The following is a 20902-nucleotide window of genomic DNA, read 5'->3' on the forward strand; positions in this document are numbered from 1 at the left end:
CGCGCATAACGGTACAAGATCGCTCATAAATCGGCAAGATCGTGCATAACGAGTCCAAGATCGCTCATAAATCGGAAAGATCGCGCATAACGAGCCCAAGATCGCTCATAAACCGAAAAGACCGTGCATAAGCAGCCCAAGATCGCTTATAAATCGAAAAAATCACCCCATAACGGTACCAAGATCAAAAGGTCATACATACAAAACTAGCTCAAGATCGTCGAAACCCAATGGATCGCCAGTTTAACAAAAGTAACAGGAAAAAACCCACAAACACAAAAAACCAGCCAAAAAGGCGATTACCTTTTTGGCCAGTTGGAATTCTTTTCTGATCATTTTTTTGTCTGTTGTTCTTCATTTTTTTTATCTGGATGAGTATAGTCATATTCTGCAGGATTGATTTTCTTGAAGCCCGGTGGATTGTAAAAGCGTAGAAGGTCGCTGTTCACAATCTGATCTGACACTTCAAGCTCTTTTTTTGCTTGCTCTGAATAATTTTCGCACTTAGTGCTGTCAACTGCTGGTTCTCCGCTTGGAGCTGCGTAGCAATTTCCATCAATCTTGTAATATTCAGGTGAAACAAAATCTCCGTTTCTGAAAGGAATCACTTCCCGGTGCTCCTTAGAAAGAATGTCAGAACCAGACATCAGATAATTTTTCGTATCCTTGCCTAACAGGTGAAGAAGGGTAGGAGCCACATCAACGTCACCGCTGTATTTGCTCACAGTCTTCCCTTCGATACCAGGAACATGGATAAAGAGCGGAACCTGCTGCATATCAGCATTGTTGTAATCCGTCATTTCTTTTCCGGTAACTTTCTCCAAAGCTTTATTATGATTTTCTGAAATTCCATAGTGATCCCCATACATTACGATGACTGTATTATCGTAAAGACCAGATTTCTTTAAATCAGTAAAGAATTGTTCAATCGCCTCATCCATGTAGTGGGCAGATTGAAAGTAGTTGTCGACGACGGCATCGTCAAAATTGCCTGCAGGAAATTCCGTATCCCCTGAATCCATTTGAAACGGAAAATGGTTAGATAGGGTAATGAATTTCGAATAAAACGGCTGCTTCAATCCTGTCAATAGAGGCATGCTCTCTTTAAAGAAAGGCTTATCCTTCATACCGTAATTTTTCGTCTTGCCTTCGCTCATATCATAATAGTCTGCATCAAAAAACTTGTCATAACCAATCGCTTTAAACATTTCATTGCGATTCCAAAAGGTTTTGTAATTGCCATGGAAAGCTGCGGAAGTGTAACCGTCTTGCTTTAAGATGGCGGGTGCTGACTGATATGTGTTTTGGGCATTATTTACAAACACAGAGCCTTGTGATAATGGATACAATGAGTTGTCCATCATAAATTCGGCATCTGACGTTTTGCCTTGTCCCGTTTGATGGTAAAAATGGTCAAAATAAAGGGTCTCACTATCTTCATTCACAAGAGAGTTTAGAAACGGAGTCACTTCTTTCCCATCTATTTTATAGTTGATGATAAAATCTTGCAGGGATTCTAATGAAATATAGACGACATTCATCCCTTTTGCTTTGCCGAAATAGTCCGGATTCGGCTCGTCATAAGTGGCTTTCATGTAGTTTTCCACTTCTGTAATATCATTGGAATTTGCAAAAACTCTCTGACTGTTTGATTTAGTATTTTGGATGATGTCATATACCGTAAAATTATAAGCACCAAGGTATTTAACCAAATAATTACGGTCAAACGTACGTGACAAAAGCTCAGGACGGTCAATTTCAGCAGCACCTAGATTCAAAAGAAAAACGACGATTGATGCTGCCATTATTACTTTGAAAGGTTTTTTCTCCGCTTTTTCATCTGCTTTTCTCAATTTCATCGCAAGGATTATGAGTAAGATAGTGTCCGCGAAATAAAAAATATCAAATGGACTCATTAAAGAAAACACACTGTCGCCCAATTGGCCGCCGTTAACTTTTGCCTGCATAAGGGTAGGGACTGTAATAAAATCATTAAAGAATCGATAGTAAACGATATTGGCATATAATAATGAAGACATTAAAAAATGAATGCCAATGAGTGCTATTTTACGTCCCCTCCGCTTAAATAATAGGGCGAATCCCAGAAAAAACAGGCTGGAGCTAAGCGGATTGATAAATAACAATATCACTTGAATGACATTTGAAATCCCTAATTTAAACTCTATTAAATAAGCTGCATATGTTTTTATCCATAAAAGAATTGTGGCTGCTGCAAACAATCTAAGACCATTTCTTTGTAAAAACGTTTTCATAATATACGCTCCTTTTTCACAGAACAAAATGCATGAAAAATGATCGTCTAATAATATAGCATAAAATATCCAATTAGCAAAGCAGAATGGTAAAATGATATTTTAATATAAAAAATGTAATAAAGTGAAAAGGTTTTTAATTTTCAGCTTACTTGCTATAATGAAGTTAAACATGTGGAATGGAGGATGACAGGGGATGGATATTTCACATATTATTGCAGAGAACAAAATAAAAGAAGCCATTAAAAATGGGGAATTCAAAAATATTCAAGGTATGGGAAAACCGTTAAAGCTTGATGATCTTTCGCATGTGCCGGAGCATTTGCGGATGGGATACAGGATGATGAAAAATGCTGGAATGATCGAAGACGAAGGTGCATTAAAAAAAGAAATGATGACCATCGATGATCTTATCGCGAAATGCTATGACGAAAGTGAACGGGAGAAGCTTAACCAATTAAAAAGTGAGAAACAGCTTCGATTGGATCAGATTACCAAAAAGAAGAATACGTTCGGCTCACCTGCTTCATCATTTTATAAAAACAGGGTAAATAAGAAGCTGGGATGGTAAAATCGTGCTGTTCATTGGTTTGAACAGTTTTTTTTATGAAAACCTTTTCTCGGAGTGATCAAATGAACGTACTTTGGTATAAACGGGATTTGCGTATAAGAGACCATGAAGCTTTACAATTTGCTTCACGGACTGGGCAGGTTTTGCCGATTTATGTGGCAGAACCTTCAATATGGAGAAAGCCGGATCTAAGTATCCGGCATTTTCGATTTGTCCTGGAAAGCTTGAAAGAGCTGCAAAAGGAATGGGAAGAAAGGGGCGGACACTTATTATTCTTTATCGGGGAAATGGATGAAGCACTTCGTTTGATTTATGAATTTTACGGACCATTTCAGCTTTTTACTCATAAAGAAAATGAAACATATGAAGCGGAAGAAAGAAATCAGTTGGTGAGAGAATGGATGGAAGCGCATGAACTTCCGTTTTATGAAATTACGCAATTTGATGGGCAAAGTCACAGGTTTAATCAAATGTGGAAGGAGTACATCAGTAAGGATCCGCTTGAACCTTCGGAAAGGATCACCTGTCCTGGGTATGAACCGAAGGAATTCTTCACTTCGATTGAACCGCTCTATTCATTTCACGTAAAAGGAGAGCCGGTTTCATACGGACAGGTTGGCGGAGAGGACAAGGCGCATGAAATGCTGCCAAATATTAACCTCGATAGCTTGTCCGCCTATTTAGCGTGGGGAAACCTGTCCATACGACAGATCATTAAGGAAGTCGAGAATCAACCAAAAATCCGTTCTCTAATGAAGTTATACGCCAAATCCTTAGTTGAACAAGACGTTCCTTCTTTATTGTCCAATCAAACAGACCTTGATCCAGTGAGAAAGAAAACAGAAGAGGCATATTACGAAAGGTGGTTCCTTGGGCGAACTGGAATACCCATTATTGATGCAGCAATGAGGTGCGCTAGAAAAACCGGGATGATGGAGAATTCTTTCAAGGAAATGATCGTTTCGTTTCTTTGCTGCACGATGCTGTGGGATTGGAGGAGGCCAGCACTTGATTTGGCCAAGCTTTTGATAGATTACAGGCCAGAAGTCCATTACACTATGATACGAAAAGCCGCAGGGGAATCAGGAAAGCAGAGTATTCCCCATGCTGTGAAAACAGGGCGGAAGGAAGATCCGAACGGAGAATTTATTAAGAGATACGTACCGGAATTAAATCATCTGCCGCAAAAATATATTCACGAGCCTTGGAAGTATCCGGGATTCTTCCAATTAAATTATCCAGCGCCGTTTGTCGATATTGAAAAAGCGAATCGTAATACTGCAAACGTGCTAAAAGGGCTGGTGTCGAACGATGAAACGAAACAAGAAGAATCTCCGACAGGGCAAATGAAATTTGATATTTATTAAACGAGTACCCTAATGAAAATCAGCATTAGGGTATTATTTTTTTGGAAGCGCTATAATTTTTCTCTTGACTACTTGTATATACAAGAGTAGTATAAAAGTATAACTTGTATATACAAGGGGACAGCGAGAAATGAAAACGATTACGGGGGTAGTCATATGAGTGATGTCAAACAGTCATCCATTCAGATTGTGAAAGCGATCGGTGGAAAAGACAACATAGCAGCAGCAACCCATTGTGTCACCAGACTTCGTCTAGCATTAAAGGATGAGGGAAAGGTGGATCAAGAGGCGCTCGATCAAATCGATGTCGTCAAGGGATCATTTTCAACGAATGGGCAATTTCAAGTCGTTATCGGCCAAGGGACAGTCAATAAAGTATATGCTGAATTAGTGAAAGAAACCGGGGTAGGCGAAGCGTCCAAAGATGACGTGAAAAAGGCATCTGAGCAAAATTTAAATCCTTTGCAGCGTGCCGTGAAAACGCTTGCTGATATTTTTATACCTATTTTGCCGGCAATTGTTGCAGCGGGTCTGCTCCTAGGGATTAATAATTTATTAACAAGTAAAGGAATATTCTTCAGCCGTCCAGTTATTGAAGTGTATCCTGCGTGGGCAGATTTTACCACCATGGTAAGTCTGATCGCCAATACCTCATTTGGGTTTTTGCCGGCATTAATCGGCTGGTCAGCAGTGAAACGATTTGGCGGAAATCCGCTGCTCGGTATTGTTTTAGGATTGATTTTGGTTAATCCAGCTCTCATTAACGCATGGGATTTCGGGAAAGTAGAAATTCCGACCTGGAACCTGTTTGGCCTAGAAATTCAACAGATCGGCTACCAGGGGCAGGTGCTTCCGATTCTGGTTGCGTCCTATTTGTTAGCCAGGTTTGAGCAGTTTTTAAACAAAAAAATTCCGGAAAGCATCCAGCTTTTGCTTGTTGCGCCAATTGCACTTTTGGTCATTGGATTTCTTTCATTTATCGTGATCGGACCGTTAACATTTGCAATTGGAAACGCTTTAACAGATGGTTTGGTAGGCATTTTTGATCATGCCTCATGGCTTGGGGGATTACTTTACGGCGGTTTTTATGCCCTGCTTGTTGTGACAGGAATGCATCATACATTTCTTGCCGTGGATTTGCAGCTGCAAGGAAGCGCTTTAGGGGGCACATTCCTTTGGCCGATGTTAGCATTATCTAATATTGCCCAAGGGTCGGCTGCACTTGCAATGATGTTTATCGTAAAGGATCAAAAGCAAAAAGGGCTCTCACTTACTTCGGGAATTTCTGCGTATCTCGGAATTACTGAGCCGGCCATATTCGGGGTCAATATCAGGCATCGCTTTCCATTTATCATCGCGATGGCTTCATCTTCCATAGCTGGAATGTATATTTCAAGCCAGGGGGTGCTTGGAACAGTCGGTGTAGGCGGGATTCCTGGGATTTTCTCGATTTTAAGGGAGTATTGGCTTCCGTTTGCGATAGGTATGCTGATCGTTTTGGTTCTTCCTTTCGTCAGTACGTTGCTTTTTGCTAAAATGAAGAAAAAAGACGTGAAATATGGGACAAGAGATCAGTCCCTTTCATAAATTTGTCTAATGGTGGTGCTTGTATGAAAACAAATCAGCAGCCTTGGTGGAAAAAATCAGTCGTTTATCAAATTTATCCAAAAAGCTTTAACGACACGACAGGAAACGGTGTTGGAGATATACAAGGAATTATTGAAAAACTGGATTATTTAAAAGAGCTTTCCGTAGATGTCATTTGGCTCACACCAATCTATCAATCTCCGCAGAACGATAATGGCTATGACATCAGTGACTATTTCTCGATTCAAGAGGAATACGGCTCAATGGAGGATTTCGAGAGACTGCTAGATGAAGCACATAACCGCGGGATCAAGGTGATTATGGATATTGTAATCAACCATACGTCAACGGAGCATGAATGGTTTAAGAGCGCTCTCTCCTCAAAAGAAAGCCCTTTCCGGGACTTCTATATTTGGAAGGAGCCGAAATCAGATGGAACTGAACCGAACAATTGGCAATCCAAATTCGGGGGAAGCGCATGGAAGCTAGATAAAGAATCAGGAGAGTATTATTTACATCTATTTGACGTGACTCAGGCCGATCTCAATTGGGAAAATGAGGAGCTGAGGAAAAAGCTATACGAGATGATGCATTTTTGGTTTCAAAAAGGAGTCGACGGCTTTAGGCTCGATGTTATCAATCTAATTAGCAAGAATCAGACCTTTCCGGATGATGATGGCTCAATCCCTCCTGGAGACGGCCGAAGATTTTACACAGATGGCCCAAGAGCCCATGAGTATATCCATGAAATGAATCGCGAGGTTTTCTCAAAATATGAAAGCATGACCGTAGGCGAAATGTCATCGACAACAATAAAAGATTGTGTGAAATACTCAAATCCTAAGAGCCAGGAACTAGATATGACCTTTAATTTTCATCATTTAAAGGTAGACTATCCAAACGGAGAAAAATGGGTCACAGCGGACTTTGATTTCTCTCTATTAAAGAGAATTCTGTCAACATGGCAGGTTGAGATGAATAAAGGCGGTGGATGGAATGCGTTGTTTTGGTGCAATCACGATCAGCCGAGAGTCGTTTCGCGCTATGGAAATGACGGGAAATACCATCGTGAATCGGCAAAAATGCTCGCCACAACGATTCATATGATGCAAGGGACGCCGTACATTTACCAAGGGGAAGAGATTGGCATGACCAATCCCGGCTTTGAAGAAATTACCTCTTACCGGGATGTGGAGTCACGAAACGTCCACAGGATTTTAAAAGAAAGAGGAATGGCAGAAAACGAAATTATTGAGATTCTCAAACAAAAATCACGGGACAATTCGCGGACTCCTGTTCAATGGAATGCAGAAGAAAATTCCGGATTTACAACGGGTACTCCGTGGATTCCCCTGGCAGAAAAGTATCGGGAAATCAACGTGGAGCAAGCATTGGCTGACAAAGACAGTGTGTTTTACCATTACAAAGCGCTCAATGAGCTGAGAAAAGAATACGAAATTATCACTGAAGGTGATTATGAGCTGATTTTAGAAGAAAGCCCGAATATTTTTGCTTATCTCAGAAATAGTGAAAATGAAAAGCTCCTCGTCATCAATAACTTCTACGAAACAGAAGCGGACTTTGCTTGGCCGGAGCATTTGGATGAGGGCAGCTATGAAGCGAATGTATTGCTATCAAACTATAAAGAAGAACCGAAGCCATTCTCGTCCTTTCAGCTAAAGCCATACGAAAGTGTCATTTTCCATTTAAAAGTACAAGGTGCGAAAGATGACAACAAATAAATACGATTCAATCTATCAAGAGCTTGCGAAAAAAATTGATCAAGGGATTGTGAAGGCAGAGGATATTCTGCCTTCTGAGAATGAGCTTTCGCTTCAATATGAAACATCTAGAGAAACGGTAAGAAAAGCTCTCAATCTGTTGGCGCAAAATGGATACATTCAAAAGATCAGAGGCAAAGGATCGGTCGTTTTAAATGTAGAGAAAATGAGATTTCCTGTCTCGGGCCTTGTTAGTTTTAAAGAGCTGAGCAAAACCCTTGGAAGACGAACATGCACAAAGGTACACGAATTCGGATTAATTCATCCGGATCCGTATCTTTGTAAGCAGCTGAAGGCAGAGCCGGACGATGAAATTTGGCGCATTATACGATCCAGAGAAATAAACGGCGAGCATGTTATTCTGGACAAGGATTATATTTACCGTAAATGTGTCCCAATGCTGACACAGGAAATATGTGAAAACTCGATTTACGAATACATTGAAGATGAGCTTGGAATGAAAATCGGCTTTGCTCAGAAAGAATTTGTCGTCGAAGCTTGCACGGATGAAGATGAAAAATATTTAGATCGTAATGGCTTCGATCATATTGTAGTCGTACGGAATTTTGTTTTTTTAGAAGATGCGACATTATTTCAATATACGGAAAGCAGACACAGGCTGGATAAATTCAGATTCGTAGATTTTGCCAGACGGGGAAGATGAGAAAAGCAGCTCTAGTGATAGGCTGCTTTTTTTGTTTTGGCGGGATTACACATATAGCGCTATACTCCGAATGAAACTTTTTTTCAGGTAAAACGTAAATAGAGTAAGAGAACACGGGAGAGATGCAGTTGGTGTCTGATTTTTATTTCCAGGATAGTATATTCAACATTGTATTTACTATCGTTGTTATTGGGGTTATTTGTGTTTTTGGAATCATAATTTTTACTGCTGTTAAAGGAATTTCCACATGGAATCACAACAATCAGCAGCCTAAGTTAACTGTACGAGCTAAAGTGACAGGAAAGAGGACAGAAGTACACGGCGGCTCTGGTGATTCTTCCTCAAGATCTTATAACTATGCCACATTTGAAGTGGAGAGCGGGGATAGGATGGAGCTTCAAGTAAAGGCACAACAGTATGCCGAACTTGCGGAAGACGATTCAGGCTCTCTTTCATTTCAGGGGACTAGATTTTTGCATTTTGAGAGAGATCGATAAGCAAGTAACTAATCTAGAATTGTGCAAATCGAGACGGGTTCTGTGCAAATAAGTCATAAAACTGTGCAATTCTAGCAGGCATCTGTGCAATTATGGCATAGAACTGTGCAATACTAGCAAGCATTGTGCATTTAAACTCTGGAACTGTGCAATTAAGTATAAATCACTTTCGAATAAAGTGAACCTTCAATCAGTAGGGGGTTTTTGCCCGTCCTCCACTGAAACAATCCTAGCTTTTACGGGCAGGCAGACTTCTGAGAGTGTGAACTAAGTCTTTCGAGGTGGGGGGTCTTACTGACCGTTAATGCGGGATCAATAGCAAGGTGGAATTTCCAGAATCCAATCACACCCCGGTGATCTGAGAATAAAATATAGAAACATTATGATGAAGGTGATCACATGTGGGTTGGATTTTTATTAATGGGCGTGGGGATTTCCATCCTGTTTATTTCAGCCAGTATAATTGTCAGCTTCCTATTTGTATTGCCTAAAAGTACAGCTTATGAAAAAACCTTTTTGGCAGGTGTGGCCAAAGGAGAAATTAGTAAAGGGGTGTTCAATACAATAAAGAAAGAGGAGCTGTTTGTGTACTCCACTCATGGTTATCAGCTCCATGCGATGTATTTTCCAGTCGAGAACAGCAATAAGGCAGTCATCGTCGCCCATGGCATCAGATGGTCTTTGTTTGGAAGCTATAAGTATGTGAGGCTTTTTCATAGTCTTGGCTACAATGTTTTGCTCTGTGACCTTTGCTGCCACGGCTTAAGCGGGGGAAAACATATTTCCTATGGGTACTATGAAAAGGATGACTTATCAAAATGGGTAGATGTGCTTGAAGTAAAGCTAGAAGGTGGAGCCATCATCGGCATTTTAGGAGAATCGTTGGGAGCTGCTTCAGCTGTTCAGTGTATCAGGCAGGATAGCCGGATTAAGTTTTGCATCGCAGATTCTTCCTTTAGCGATCTCTCAGAACTGTGCAAATTTCAAATAAAATCAGTGACCAGGCTGCCTATACCTTTGTTTGTCCGTCTGACGAGCCGCCTGATTAAGAAGCGGTACGGATGGGGAATTGAGGATGTTTCGCCTATCAAGTATCTGGAGAAGGTCAATACGCCGCTGTTAATTTTTCATGGGACGAAAGACAAGCTGATTCCGGCTGAAATGGCAAAAAAATTGTATGAAAAAGCTGAGGGAGTCAAGAAGCTGATCATGGTTGAAGGAGCTGGCCATGTAAAAGGGTTTAGTCTGAATCCTGAATTGTATTATCAATCCATAAAAGACTTTTTGAATAATAACATAGAAAACCCTTGCTGAGTTCAGCAAGGGTTAAGTTCTTTTTACAGCTCTTTTGTTTTGGCCTGTCTACGTTGATAGAAATACATGACAGCGCCCAGCAGTAACACAGTTATACCAATCGCAAGCATAGTGTACATTGTTGTTGCAGTACTTGGAAGCTGGTTTCCATTATCTGATGAGTTGTCTGAATTATCATCGCCTAAATTGTCGTCGTTACCAGGGGTGTTATCATTGTCAGAATCGTTATCGTCACCAGGTTTATTTCCATTCCCTGGATCGTTATCTTTTCCTGGGTCATTTCCATCACCCGGATCATTAGGTTCGTTATCTACTGGCTGCTCAGAATCATCAGGTTTATTAAATACCGCATATTCGCTTAAGTGATCGACATATCCGTAAACAACGTCTTCTTCATACATTGATTCAATTTCAGTCAGCTCTTCCTTTTCTCGATTAACAAAATAGATAGAAGGCTCGGTAGCTTTGTTTGGATCAATGCGGAAGAAAAGACCAACTGGCTCACTAAACTCAGAGATTGTGTCTTTCCCTTGGGTAATTGAGAAATCATAAACATTTGTTATTGCTTCATCGATTGGCTCGGTCATACCGATCTTGATCAAGGCTTCTTCGTCTCTCAGTTCAGAAACCGGAACCTCCATGCCGATTAAATCATTTCTGATCGTGAAGAATTTCTGATATTCTTTCAAAAACTTCACTTGATCAGCAGTCAGCTTTAATTCAATATTTTTGTCTTTTTCTGTACCTGTTAAATCAAAGATTACATCATTTGCGTTTTTCACGTAATCTTCAAAGGCAGCATCATCAAATGTCCAAACCCCGTCAGTCTTCTTAGGAATAAGCACTTCGTTAATTCTGCCTTCTACTTCAGGAGCAACAGTTCCTTTTTGAAGCTTCTCAACAAAAACTTCGTAATCGGAAAAACCAAGCGGTGTTTCTTTTCCTTCAGTAAAGACGCTATAGCCGTCTCCGCCGCTTGCCATGAAGCTAAGGGTTGCCACTTTATAAGTTTTCTTTTCATCGATTGGTATCAAGTTTCCATTCTTATCTTTTACTTGTACATCAAGTAAACGCTGGCCAGGCTCTTTGCTTAATGTATAGGTGAAGCTTGCACCTGCTACTTGAGGGAACATTCCTTTCAGATCAGTCGATCCAGGCTGTAATGAACTTATTCCATGTTCGAGAGCTTCCTTGACCTGTGCACCTGTAAGCTCTACGACAGAAAGTGTATTGCCAAATGGCATAACGGTCAGTACTTCACCAAGGCTGATATCCCCTTTATCAATGCTGGCGCGAATTCCGCCGCCGTTTGTAATGACTAAGTCAGCGCCGCCATTTGCTTTTGCTTTGTCCAGCATACCGTCAGCAATTAAGTTTCCTAAATTTGTTTCTTTGCGGCGTACGTGATTGCGCTCACCGTCTAGGGCTACATCTGTTTTTCCGACAGTTTCTGCTTTTAAATTACTCAGAGCAGTTTTAAGCTCATCAAGTTCACCTTTAGCTTCAGTATCTTCAGGAACATTTTCGTCAATTGGGAGTAATTCCATGTCGGATTGATCCGTTTTTACGACACCGTTTTTATCAAAAGCAACGTCGACTGTTCCGAGGAATTTTCCCCATTCGTTTGCTTGGACAACGACAGTTGGTTCTTCGTTTTCAACGACTTTAAGCTCTTCTACCTTCGTGTGAGTATGGCCGCCGACAATTAAGTCAATGCCTTTCACTTTTTCAGCCAGCTCAAGATCACGTTCGTAGCCAAGGTGAGAAAGGGCAATGATCTTATTGATTTTTTCATTATCTTGAATTTCTTTTACTGTTTTTTCAGCTGCTGCTGTGGCTTCGTTAAATTTGATTGTTGGACCAGGGCTTGAAATAGATGCAGTATCTTCAGTTGTTAAACCAAATACAGCTACTTTTTCACCATTTACATCAAGAAGAATGTAAGGGTAAATTCCAGGATCTTTCTTTTCACCTGCAGTAAGCGTGGCAGGCTCTCTTAGGAATCCTTTAAGGTCTGGATCCTTTGATACATCAACGTTCGCAGAAACAAACGGGAACGTAGGAGCTTCAAACCCGTACGTGTTGTTTGGATCCACCACAGATGAATCGCCTTTAATGAATTGGCTTAATACTTTCGGGCCTTTATCAAATTCATGGTTACCGAACGTCATAGCATCATAGCCCATCATATTCATAAACTTCAGATCAGCAAGGCCGTTCCATTTTGTAAAATAAAGATCTCCCGAGAACACATCGCCGGCGTCAAGAAGAATGCTGTTCTCAGCTTGTGAGCGTACGTCATTTACCTTTGTCAAACGGCGTGCCGCATTATTAACATGGGCATGCGTATCGTTCGTATGCATGACTGTCAAATCCCACGTATCGTCCTCTTCCGGCGGCGTAGTTGCACCGTCAGAATTCAGCTTATAGACTCCAAGTCCGCTAGTTTCTGAGTTTTTGACAAAATCTACGTCGTCTGCTTTATCGGCAAACTCTTTGGCCATTAAGGAAGATTCGAATGTAACATTTGCCCCTTTGATAGGTGCAATTGACCAGTTGTTGTCGGCAGCAGGGTTTAATGTTCCTTTTTCAGTAATGTAATCAATCAATACTTGACGATTTTCAGTCGCCGTTGATAAAACTATTTTATCGCTTGTTAAGAACGGGAAGTTTGCTCCTCCGGACGCGCGATAGTTGTTCGTTGCGATTAAAAATTCCTGATTTGGATCAACCGCTTTTTCGTTGTATTTTAAGTTGGTGATTCTTTCGCCTACCGGCTTTGTGACGTCAATTTGATAAGTCACGCCATCGATGACATCAAAGTTGTAGGATGGAAAATCCGGATTGATTAATGCCTGTTCATTTGGGCTGTTCGGATCGATTTGGTTAAACTGCTTTGCTGAAGCTTCCAGCCATTGCTTAACCTCAGATCCCTTTAGCTTTACAACATATACTGTATTATCGTAAAGATAAAGGTCACCCACGTTTTTAATGGCAAGATTTCCGGCTTTAATGTTTGTATAATAATCAGCGCCGTTGCGTCCGCCGGCTTTAAACGGTGCTCCTGCTGACAGGACAGGCAAGTCTTTATATTGTGTGTCCTTCATTTCTTTTTCAGCAAACCATTTTTGTGCATCTGTTACGATTTGAATCGATGGATCGTCTTTGACTTGGGCAAAGAAGCTGTTAATGTCGGCTTCTGTTTTTCCGACAGGTGTCCTTACATATTCAAGTGTTTTATTATGTGTATCAGAAATCGCATCTGTTACGGTTTTATTGCTTGTCGTAACACCTGTGATTGCCTCGATTTTCGCAGAGGAATCAGCAACCGTCCATTTATTGTCAGATTTTTTTAGTTTAAGATCAATAACACCAAGGTGGCTGCCCCAGTTTTTCGGCATAACCACAGGGACTCCGTTGATCGTTCCTTTATTTACATCAAATCCGTTTACTCCGTTAAACTTCGGATCCGGGTATCTCCCGTGTTGGTGACCGGAAACAATGGCGTCAATGCCGTCGACCTTCGAGAGATCGAACACCATGTTTTCCGAGCCCTCAGGTTGTTCTGTTTTTTCAATTCCTGTATGTGCAAGGGCAACGATAATGTCTGCGCCTTTCGCCTTCATTTCCGGAACAACTTTCTCAGCAGCTTTTTTAATGTCTTCAGCTTGTACTTTCCCTTGGAGGTTCTGCTTGTCCCAGGTTAAGATTTGGGGAGGAACGAAGCCTGTATAGCCAACCTTAACTTTTTGCTCGTTTCCGCTTTTATCCTTAAACGTTTTTTCGACAATTTTGTACGGCTCGTACTTATGCTTGCCGTCCATTGTTAGGACGTTTGCATTTACGATAGGATACTTTGCTCCTTTAAGTGTACCTTCAAGGAAGTCCAGGCCGTAGTTAAACTCATGGTTTCCTAGAGTTCCAGCGTCATAGTTTAATTTGTTCATTACATCGATAATTGGATGAACGACAGAGCCGTTCTTAATGTCCTCGGACATTTTCTTTACGGCATACTCTCCAAGCGGATTTCCCTGGATGAGATCTCCATTGTCGACAAGCAGCGTGTTTGCGTTTTGCGCTCTGTGCTGGGCAATCAGCTCCGCCGTTCTTGCAAGACCGGAAGAAGTAATGGCTTTGTCACTGTAATAATCGTAATCCATAATGTACGAGTGAATATCCGACGTCCCCAAAATTTGCATATCGATTTCAGGGCTATTACCAGCGTTTTCTTCTGCATGAACTGAAGCGATTCCCGGAAGAAAGAAACTAGCAATTAGTGCAAAGCTTACAATGATATGTAGTACTTTTCGCCAACCAAAATGGCCTTTCGTTTTCCCCACTATTTTCCCACCTTTCCAAATTGTCACACAGTATTATTTTAAAAATATTTTGTAAACAATTAAAGTTATTTTTATAAAAAACTTGTAAAAAATGAAAAAACCTTGTCATATGAATTGACAATGTGCCGTTTTTTGGAGAAAGATAGGGAATTTCGTTCGTTATAATAGGTATTTGGACTTGTCGATTTTATTTTTTATGGGACGATTGTTTTCTAGAATGTTTAATTTAAAAAAGTTAGGGAAATTTTCAACTAGACAAAGAACTAGAGGAGGGAAATTCAAATGAGTAAGAAAATTGCAGTCGTGTTAACCGATTTATTTGAAGATGTAGAGTTTACAGAACCGGCGAAAGCCTTTAAAGAAGCAGGGCATGAATTAACCGTCATTGAGAATGTCAAAGGAAAGTCTGTGACTGGAAAGCAGGGAGAAGCTTCCGTTACCATTGACGCAGCAATAGATGATGTCAGCCCTTCTGACTTCGATGCTCTCTTGATCCCTGGCGGCTTTTCCCCCGACCAACTAAGGGCAGACGACAAATTTGTGAGCTTTGCCAAAGCGTTTATGGATGATCGCAAGCCGGTATTTGCGATTTGCCACGGCCCTCAGTTATTAATTACGGCAAAAGCATTGGATGGCAGAAGCGCCACGGGCTATAAATCCATCCAGGTTGATATGGAATATGCAGGTGTTAACTTCCAGGATAAAGAGGTTGTTGTTTGCGGAAATCAATTAGTTACAAGCCGTGTTCCGGATGATATCCCTGCGTTTACGAGAGAATCTTTGAAGCTTCTTGCTTAAGCGAAAAACTCCCGTGATTTCCATACACGGGAGTTTTCCTATTTTTTTCTTAGTGTAGCTAGCTCTTCAATGATTGCTTGCATTTCACTTGGACTGAAAGAGTCCTTTTTCATCACCATTTGATGAAGGTCAGTAATATTCTCCAGCTTTTCATCGCTGACATCCTCTACTTTTATTATGCCGACATTCAGCATATTAATCTTTTGGCTAATCTCTTCAACCATTTGATTCATTTGTTCTGCTTTTTTTTCGGACAACTTAAGTCCTCCTTTATGATTGTTTGCCAGTCCAATCCAAGCTAATATTATGACTCATTGTTCCAAAAGTTAAGAGGATTTGTCAACCTTTAATAAAAAACTTAGAATGAAATTTGGCGAGAGAAATAAGTTTTCTTTTATATGAAGATGGGGTAAGACTAAGGGAGGCTAAAGAAATGATTGAAGTTTTATTTATCTGTTTGGGGAATATATGCAGATCCCCTATGGCTGAAGCCGTGTTTCGAGATTTAGTAAAGAAAAAAGGATTAGAGGGGAAAATAAGCGTCGACTCGGCAGGTACAGGAAGCTGGCATGTTGGCAATCCCCCTCATGAAGGAACTAGTTCTCTTTTAAAGGAAAAGGGAATAAGTACAGAAGGAATGGCTGCCAGAGTTGTTGAAGAGGAAGATTTAGAAAAATTTGACTACCTGATTGCCATGGATGCTGAAAATATCAGTGCTCTTAAGGTAATAGCGCGGTATTCAGGAAATGCTGCAATCTCACGTCTGCTTGATTTAGTCGATGAATCCGAGACGAAGGATGTGCCTGACCCTTATTATACCGGCAATTTTGAAGAGGTATACAGCCTTGTTACCCGAGGATGCGAAAAGCTTTTGGATCGAATCGTGAAAGAACACAACTTATAAAGGGAGTGGATCGATAATGAAAAATGTGATTTGCAAAAATATGTTGATCGGTGCAACGCTTGGAGCTGTATTATCTCTTTTACATAAGCCGACGAGAAATGCATGCGGGGAAAAGGTTTCTGAGGCAAAACGAATGTTTGCCACCTACAGAAAAAATCCAGAGCTTCTGACTGAACAGACAAAACAAAAGCTGGATGAAGTCAAAGATGCTGCACGAACAGTTTCAGAAAATATCAGTTTTATCAATGGGCAAATTGAAGAGCTTAAGAAGACGACACCGAAAGTGATTGAGCTCATTGAAGAAACGAAGGAGCATTTTTCAAAGAATACCCCTAAACGTTTGGAGTGAATGATTTGGATTTTATAAAAGAACTTATTGCGAGATTTATTCAGCATGAAGGGCCGAGTAAGGCCGCAGAGCTATCTTACTATTTTTTGCTTTCTCTTTTTCCATTTATGATCTTTCTTCTTTCTTTTACAGCGTATCTTCCTCTCAGTCCGCAAGATGTCTTGGGAGTGATCAAGCAATATGCGCCTGGAGAAGTATCTTCCATGCTTGAGTCGAATGTGACGGAGACGCTTGACAACAGAAACGGCGGGCTGCTTTCCTTTGGTATTCTTGCAGCCTTGTGGTCTGCATCCAATGGATTAGAAGCAATTGTCAGGTCATTTAATGTTGCCTATGAAGTTGAAGAAAACCGGTCATTTATCGTCGTTCGGCTGACCTCGATCATTTTGACTGTAGCGATGGTTTTTACGATCATTATCGCTTTGCTATTGCCGGTTTTCGGCAGGGAAATCGGTATGTTTGTTTCAGATTTTATCGGTGCTTCAAGTACGTTTATAACGGTTTGGGAAGCATTGCGATACATCATTAGTATCACGATTCTACTCGTCATTTTTTCTGCGCTTTATTTCTTTGCGCCGAACAAACGCCTGCACTTCGCTTATGTTTTTCCGGGAGCGATTATCGCAACCGTCGGATGGATCGTTGTAAGTACGCTGTTTTCTTATTACGTCAGCTCATTTAGCAATTACAGCGCCACTTACGGAAGTATCGGAGGGATTATTGTCCTGATGACTTGGCTGTACCTGAGTGGAATAATGATTCTGATTGGCGGAGAAATAAACGCGTTGATCTATAAACGAAAAATTCAGGCTTCATGAAAATAAGTGAATTTGCACATCCTAAAGAAGAACACCTGCCAAAGGTATTTCAAATACGGATTGCGGAGGAAAACTGATGAGCAAACATTCAAAAAAAGGCGGGAGCCATAACAAACAAAACTCAAAAAGCAAACCGAAACATAAAACGAGCGGATCAGCTAACGGCCAAAACGGCTATCATTAAAATAAGAACCATCCTTTAGGATGGTCCTTTCCTTTATATCATGATAGGTGTTGTCCCAAAGGATAGCTTTGCTTCATGCTTTCTGTTTTGCCAAACACAATGGCAATTCCTGTTGCAGCCAAAACAACGGTAATAAAGTAAAAAAGATTGGCATGTTCAAAAAATTCCATATAGTAACCGCCAGCAACAGGGCCTAATATGCTTCCGATACTAAAGCAAATGCCGCACATCAGGTTGCCGGCTGGCAGAAGAGATTTCGGCAGCAGATCGGTCATATAGCTGATGCCTAAAGAAAAAGTCGAGCCAACAGCCATTCCAGCCAGAAAAAAACAGCCGAAAAGCAAAATGGTTGAAGTCGTAAAGCCTGCCAAAAAGAAAGATGCTGCACCGGTAAATAAAACAATTGAAAGAATCATTTTTCTGCCGAATTTATCACTTAGCAATCCTAAAGGGTATTGCGAAACAATGCTTCCGATCGCGAAAGCGGGGAGAATCACGGCTACATCATTTACCGACATATCCATTTGCAGGGCATATACAGGAAAATTCCCATGGAGGGTCGTTTCTAAAAAGCCATAGCCAAACGGCGGCAAAAACGCTACCCATCCGTATTTTAACGCTTTTGCAAATCTCTTGATACTGCTGTCACTTGTTTTGCTTTGTATATCTATTTCCGGGTACTCATTATTTATTTTAAAAATAAACATCCAGCCCAGCAGACTGAGGGAAGCCGATAAAATAAACGGGAGAGACTCACTGTATTCTGTAAGCGGCGCTAAAAAAGGGCCCAAGGCGAACCCTAAACCAAAGGACAGCCCATACAATGAAATGCTTCGTCCTCTATTCTCTTTTGAAACGGAGTTTGTCAACCAAGTCTGAGTGGAAAAGTGAAGCATATGGTCACCAATTCCGACAAGCAGCCGAAAGAAAAACCATACGACAAACGAATTGATGAAAACAAAGCTAAATAAGCTTAATACGACGAGCAGGCCGCCAACGATAATCATATTTTTGTAGCCGAATTTTCGTAACGGTTTTTCCATGAATGGCGAGGCGAGCAAAACGCCGATATATAATCCAGTAGCGTGCAGCCCGTTTAATCCGGAAGGCTGACCCTGTTGTTCGAAAATAATAGAGATAACAGGGAGAAGCATGCCTTGTGAAAATCCTGAAATCGCAACAATTAATACTAAAACAAAAAAATGAAACCGTGACATGATGGATTCTCCTAATTAAAGTAATCTAAAATGATCCTACAACGAATGTGGTTTTTCTACAAGTGAATTAGAGTATAGTTCAAAAGGTGATCGCACAAGATGTATATATAACCAAAAGGAGAGGACTCATTATGAATCGAATTTTTTTAATCTTAACAGTTGTCGGCGTACCGCTGTCTGTTGTCGGCAGCCTGATGCACTGGCCCTCGACGCTTTTGTTTTTGATCTATTGCTTGACGATCATCGCGTTGGCAAGCTTCATGGGAAGGGCAACAGAAAGTCTTGCGATCGTTGCCGGACCGAGAATTGGCGGACTATTAAACGCTACGTTTGGAAACGCAGTTGAGCTGATCATTTCGATTTTTGCGTTAAAAGAAGGGTTGGTCGCAATTGTTCTTGCCTCGTTAACAGGTTCCGTGTTAGGAAACCTGCTTTTGGTAGCGGGCTTATCCTTTTTTGTCGGAGGAATTAAATATAAAGTGCAGAAGTTTAACGTTTTTGATGCCCGGCATAATTCAGGGCTTTTAATGTTTGCTGTACTCGTCGCATTTGTCATTCCTGAGGTATTCTCCATGAACATGTCAGAAGGCGAACGATTCAGCCTGAGTGCGGGAATTGGTATCATTATGATCCTATTGTATGTCGCTGCCCTTTATTTTAAGCTTGTGACGCATAGAGGGGTCTACCAGTCAAAAAACGAGCAAAAAGCTCATGAAGAACATGAGGAACCGGAATGGTCAGGAAAAATGGCCGTGCTCGTTTTGCTTCTTTCTACCATTGCGGTTGCATACATTTCAGAAAATCTTGTCCATACGTTTGATACAGTGGGAGAGCAATTCGGCTGGAGTGAGCTGTTTATCGGGGTCATTATCGTTGCCATCGTCGGAAACGCGGCAGAACACGCATCGGCAATCATTATGGCGTATAAAAATAAAATGGATATCGCGGTGGAAATAGCGATTGGATCTACGCTGCAGATCGCGATGTTTGTCGCGCCAATTCTCGTGCTTATCTCAGTATTATTTGAGGAGCGAATGTCTCTCGTCTTCACGCTGCCCGAGCTTATTTCCATGGCTTCCGCGGTTCTTTTGGCGATTGTTATCTCGAATGACGGTGATTCCAACTGGTTTGAAGGGGCAACCCTGCTTGCCGCCTATTTGATAATGGCCATAGGATTCTTCCTGCTTTAAGAAATTTGGATAACTTTAAGACAGGATGAAAAGAATAAGGGAAAAGCAGAAAGAGTGATGAAATGAAAAAAGTACTGTATTTTACCATTGTCTTGCTTTTATTTGCTAACCCTTTACTAGTTGAGCAAACGAATGCTGCGAATCAATCCTTAAAAATTCCCAGCTCAGTAACTAATATTTCAAAGGAGAACACGTACCCGAATTCATCCCAAGATCAGCCAACTCTTCAGCCCAGCGCATTGTCCAAGGAACTAATTGAATCAGCAGGCATTCCGATTGAGAATCCGCATCTGGTTGAGATGCTCAATGAATCAAGTGTATCCGGAACGCCTCTCGCTTTAGGCTACAGGGCGACGATTTATTTAGGAAGATGGGCACTCGGGTATCAATCCAATGAAACAGTCGCTAATTGGGAATATAGAAAAATTAATATCAACCGCGCTGATAATCGCGGTGGGAATAAAACTCAGGAAATCAGATATTCCCAAGAAAAGAGGCAGGTCATTAAAGGTGGTCTGACTGCAAAGGTTCCGAACGCTGAAGATGTTAAAAGCATGATGATGCAAAAGGCGATGGAACGTACGAAGCTCCCGCTTGCATTTGAAACGATCGTAGGTGCCGGTTCAAAACGGGACCAAATCTATAATGTGCCGTCTGAGAAATTAGGTTACCTTTATGCCTATGCACCGGCCATCAACGAAAAAGGAAAAGTCACCTATGGAGAGGTCTACCTGGTCCTTCGAGGCAATAAAAGAAAGCTCGTTGTTAAAAATGTAACCTCGCAAGGCATCGGAGCTTGGATACCTGTTCAAGACCATGTAACATTCGGATTTCATGTCGGAAATTAATGAAGCAAGCCGCGAAATTAGCGGCTTGCTTTTTTTTGGAAGAGATTGTTGGAGGTACATAAACCGAGGCAAGTGGCACATAATTCATGTCGAGTGGCACAAAAAAAGGCGAGGAGGGCACATAAACTTCGTCGAGTGGCACAAAAAATGCTGAGGAGGCACATAAACTACGTTGAGTGGCACAAAAAAAGGCGAGGAGG

General features: G+C 41.1%; 17 protein-coding genes. 13 read left to right on the top strand and 4 right to left on the bottom strand.

Annotation, left to right across the window (positions count from 1 at the left end):
• Positions 1–332: 332 nt before the first annotated feature.
• Positions 333–2273, bottom strand: a complete 1941-nt coding sequence (locus AM592_RS00005; RefSeq protein ID WP_053601876.1) for a lipoteichoic acid synthase — start codon at positions 2271–2273, stop codon at positions 333–335.
• A 196-nt stretch (positions 2274–2469) separates the two neighbouring features.
• Between AM592_RS00005 and AM592_RS00010 the strand changes: the two genes are divergently transcribed.
• The 7 genes from AM592_RS00010 to AM592_RS00040 all read left to right on the top strand — a co-directional run bounded on the left by AM592_RS00010 (position 2470) and on the right by AM592_RS00040 (position 10054).
• Positions 2470–2844 (top strand): DnaJ family domain-containing protein, encoded by a 375-nt coding sequence (locus tag AM592_RS00010; RefSeq protein WP_053601877.1) that lies wholly within the window; start codon positions 2470–2472, stop codon positions 2842–2844.
• Between the two features lie 62 nt (positions 2845–2906).
• Positions 2907–4211 carry an FAD-binding domain-containing protein gene (locus tag AM592_RS00015; RefSeq protein ID WP_053601878.1) on the top strand — a complete coding sequence of 435 codons (1305 nt, stop codon included), beginning with the start codon at positions 2907–2909 and terminating at the stop codon, positions 4209–4211.
• 156 nt (positions 4212–4367) lie between these two features.
• Positions 4368–5798: a PTS system trehalose-specific EIIBC component gene (gene treP / locus AM592_RS00020; RefSeq protein ID WP_053601879.1), complete on the top strand. Its 1431-nt coding sequence runs from the start codon at positions 4368–4370 to the stop codon at positions 5796–5798.
• A gap of 23 nt (positions 5799–5821) precedes the next feature.
• Entirely contained in the window at positions 5822–7540 is a 1719-nt protein-coding gene (gene treC, locus AM592_RS00025) for an alpha,alpha-phosphotrehalase (RefSeq protein WP_053601880.1), read from the top strand.
• On the top strand, positions 7527–8243 hold the full coding sequence (treR, locus tag AM592_RS00030) for a trehalose operon repressor (protein WP_053601881.1): 717 nt from the start codon (positions 7527–7529) through the stop codon (positions 8241–8243). The genes treC and treR overlap by 14 nt, the downstream gene beginning before the upstream one ends.
• A 131-nt stretch (positions 8244–8374) precedes the next feature.
• Positions 8375–8740, top strand: coding sequence for a DUF2500 domain-containing protein (locus AM592_RS00035; protein ID WP_225970304.1), 366 nt, complete (start codon positions 8375–8377; stop codon positions 8738–8740).
• A gap of 399 nt (positions 8741–9139) precedes the next feature.
• On the top strand, positions 9140–10054 hold the full coding sequence (locus AM592_RS00040) for an alpha/beta hydrolase (RefSeq protein ID WP_053601883.1): 915 nt from the start codon (positions 9140–9142) through the stop codon (positions 10052–10054).
• A gap of 23 nt (positions 10055–10077) precedes the next feature.
• On the opposite strand, the gene AM592_RS00045 is transcribed toward AM592_RS00040, so the two are convergent.
• Positions 10078–14397, bottom strand: a complete 4320-nt coding sequence (locus AM592_RS00045; protein WP_053605924.1) for a bifunctional 2',3'-cyclic-nucleotide 2'-phosphodiesterase/3'-nucleotidase — start codon at positions 14395–14397, stop codon at positions 10078–10080.
• A 279-nt stretch (positions 14398–14676) separates the two neighbouring features.
• Here AM592_RS00045 and AM592_RS00050 point away from each other — a divergent pair, with 279 nt between their 5' ends.
• Complete coding sequence (locus AM592_RS00050; RefSeq protein ID WP_053601884.1) at positions 14677–15192, top strand: type 1 glutamine amidotransferase domain-containing protein; 516 nt, start codon at positions 14677–14679, stop codon at positions 15190–15192.
• A gap of 38 nt (positions 15193–15230) precedes the next feature.
• On the opposite strand, the gene AM592_RS00055 is transcribed toward AM592_RS00050, so the two are convergent.
• Positions 15231–15449 carry a DUF1128 domain-containing protein gene (locus tag AM592_RS00055; protein WP_082363622.1) on the bottom strand — a complete coding sequence of 73 codons (219 nt, stop codon included), beginning with the start codon at positions 15447–15449 and terminating at the stop codon, positions 15231–15233.
• 176 nt (positions 15450–15625) lie between these two features.
• Here AM592_RS00055 and AM592_RS00060 point away from each other — a divergent pair, with 176 nt between their 5' ends.
• From AM592_RS00060 to AM592_RS00070, 3 genes are read left to right on the top strand one after another with little or no spacing between them, the layout of a single operon-like run.
• On the top strand, positions 15626–16096 hold the full coding sequence (locus AM592_RS00060) for a low molecular weight protein-tyrosine-phosphatase (protein ID WP_053601885.1): 471 nt from the start codon (positions 15626–15628) through the stop codon (positions 16094–16096).
• 16 nt (positions 16097–16112) lie between these two features.
• The gene (locus tag AM592_RS00065) at positions 16113–16445 is read left to right on the top strand and encodes a YtxH domain-containing protein (protein ID WP_053601886.1); all 333 of its coding nucleotides are present in this window, start codon (positions 16113–16115) and stop codon (positions 16443–16445) included.
• A gap of 5 nt (positions 16446–16450) precedes the next feature.
• Positions 16451–17263 (top strand): YihY/virulence factor BrkB family protein, encoded by an 813-nt coding sequence (locus AM592_RS00070; RefSeq protein ID WP_053601887.1) that lies wholly within the window; start codon positions 16451–16453, stop codon positions 17261–17263.
• A 222-nt stretch (positions 17264–17485) separates the two neighbouring features.
• Here AM592_RS00070 and AM592_RS00075 read toward each other — a convergent pair whose 3' ends face one another.
• A complete protein-coding gene (locus AM592_RS00075) occupies positions 17486–18664 on the bottom strand; it encodes an MFS transporter (protein WP_053601888.1) in 1179 nt (392 codons plus the stop codon).
• Between the two features lie 131 nt (positions 18665–18795).
• Here AM592_RS00075 and cax point away from each other — a divergent pair, with 131 nt between their 5' ends.
• Both cax and AM592_RS00085 read left to right on the top strand, forming a co-directional pair.
• A complete protein-coding gene (cax, locus tag AM592_RS00080; protein WP_053601889.1) occupies positions 18796–19854 on the top strand; it encodes a calcium/proton exchanger in 1059 nt (352 codons plus the stop codon).
• Between the two features lie 62 nt (positions 19855–19916).
• Positions 19917–20702 (top strand): YfkD famly protein, encoded by a 786-nt coding sequence (locus AM592_RS00085; RefSeq protein ID WP_053601890.1) that lies wholly within the window; start codon positions 19917–19919, stop codon positions 20700–20702.
• Positions 20703–20902: the final 200 nt, after the last annotated feature.

The organism is Bacillus gobiensis (genome assembly GCF_001278705.1).
Classification (GTDB): domain Bacteria; phylum Bacillota; class Bacilli; order Bacillales; family Bacillaceae; genus Bacillus; species Bacillus gobiensis.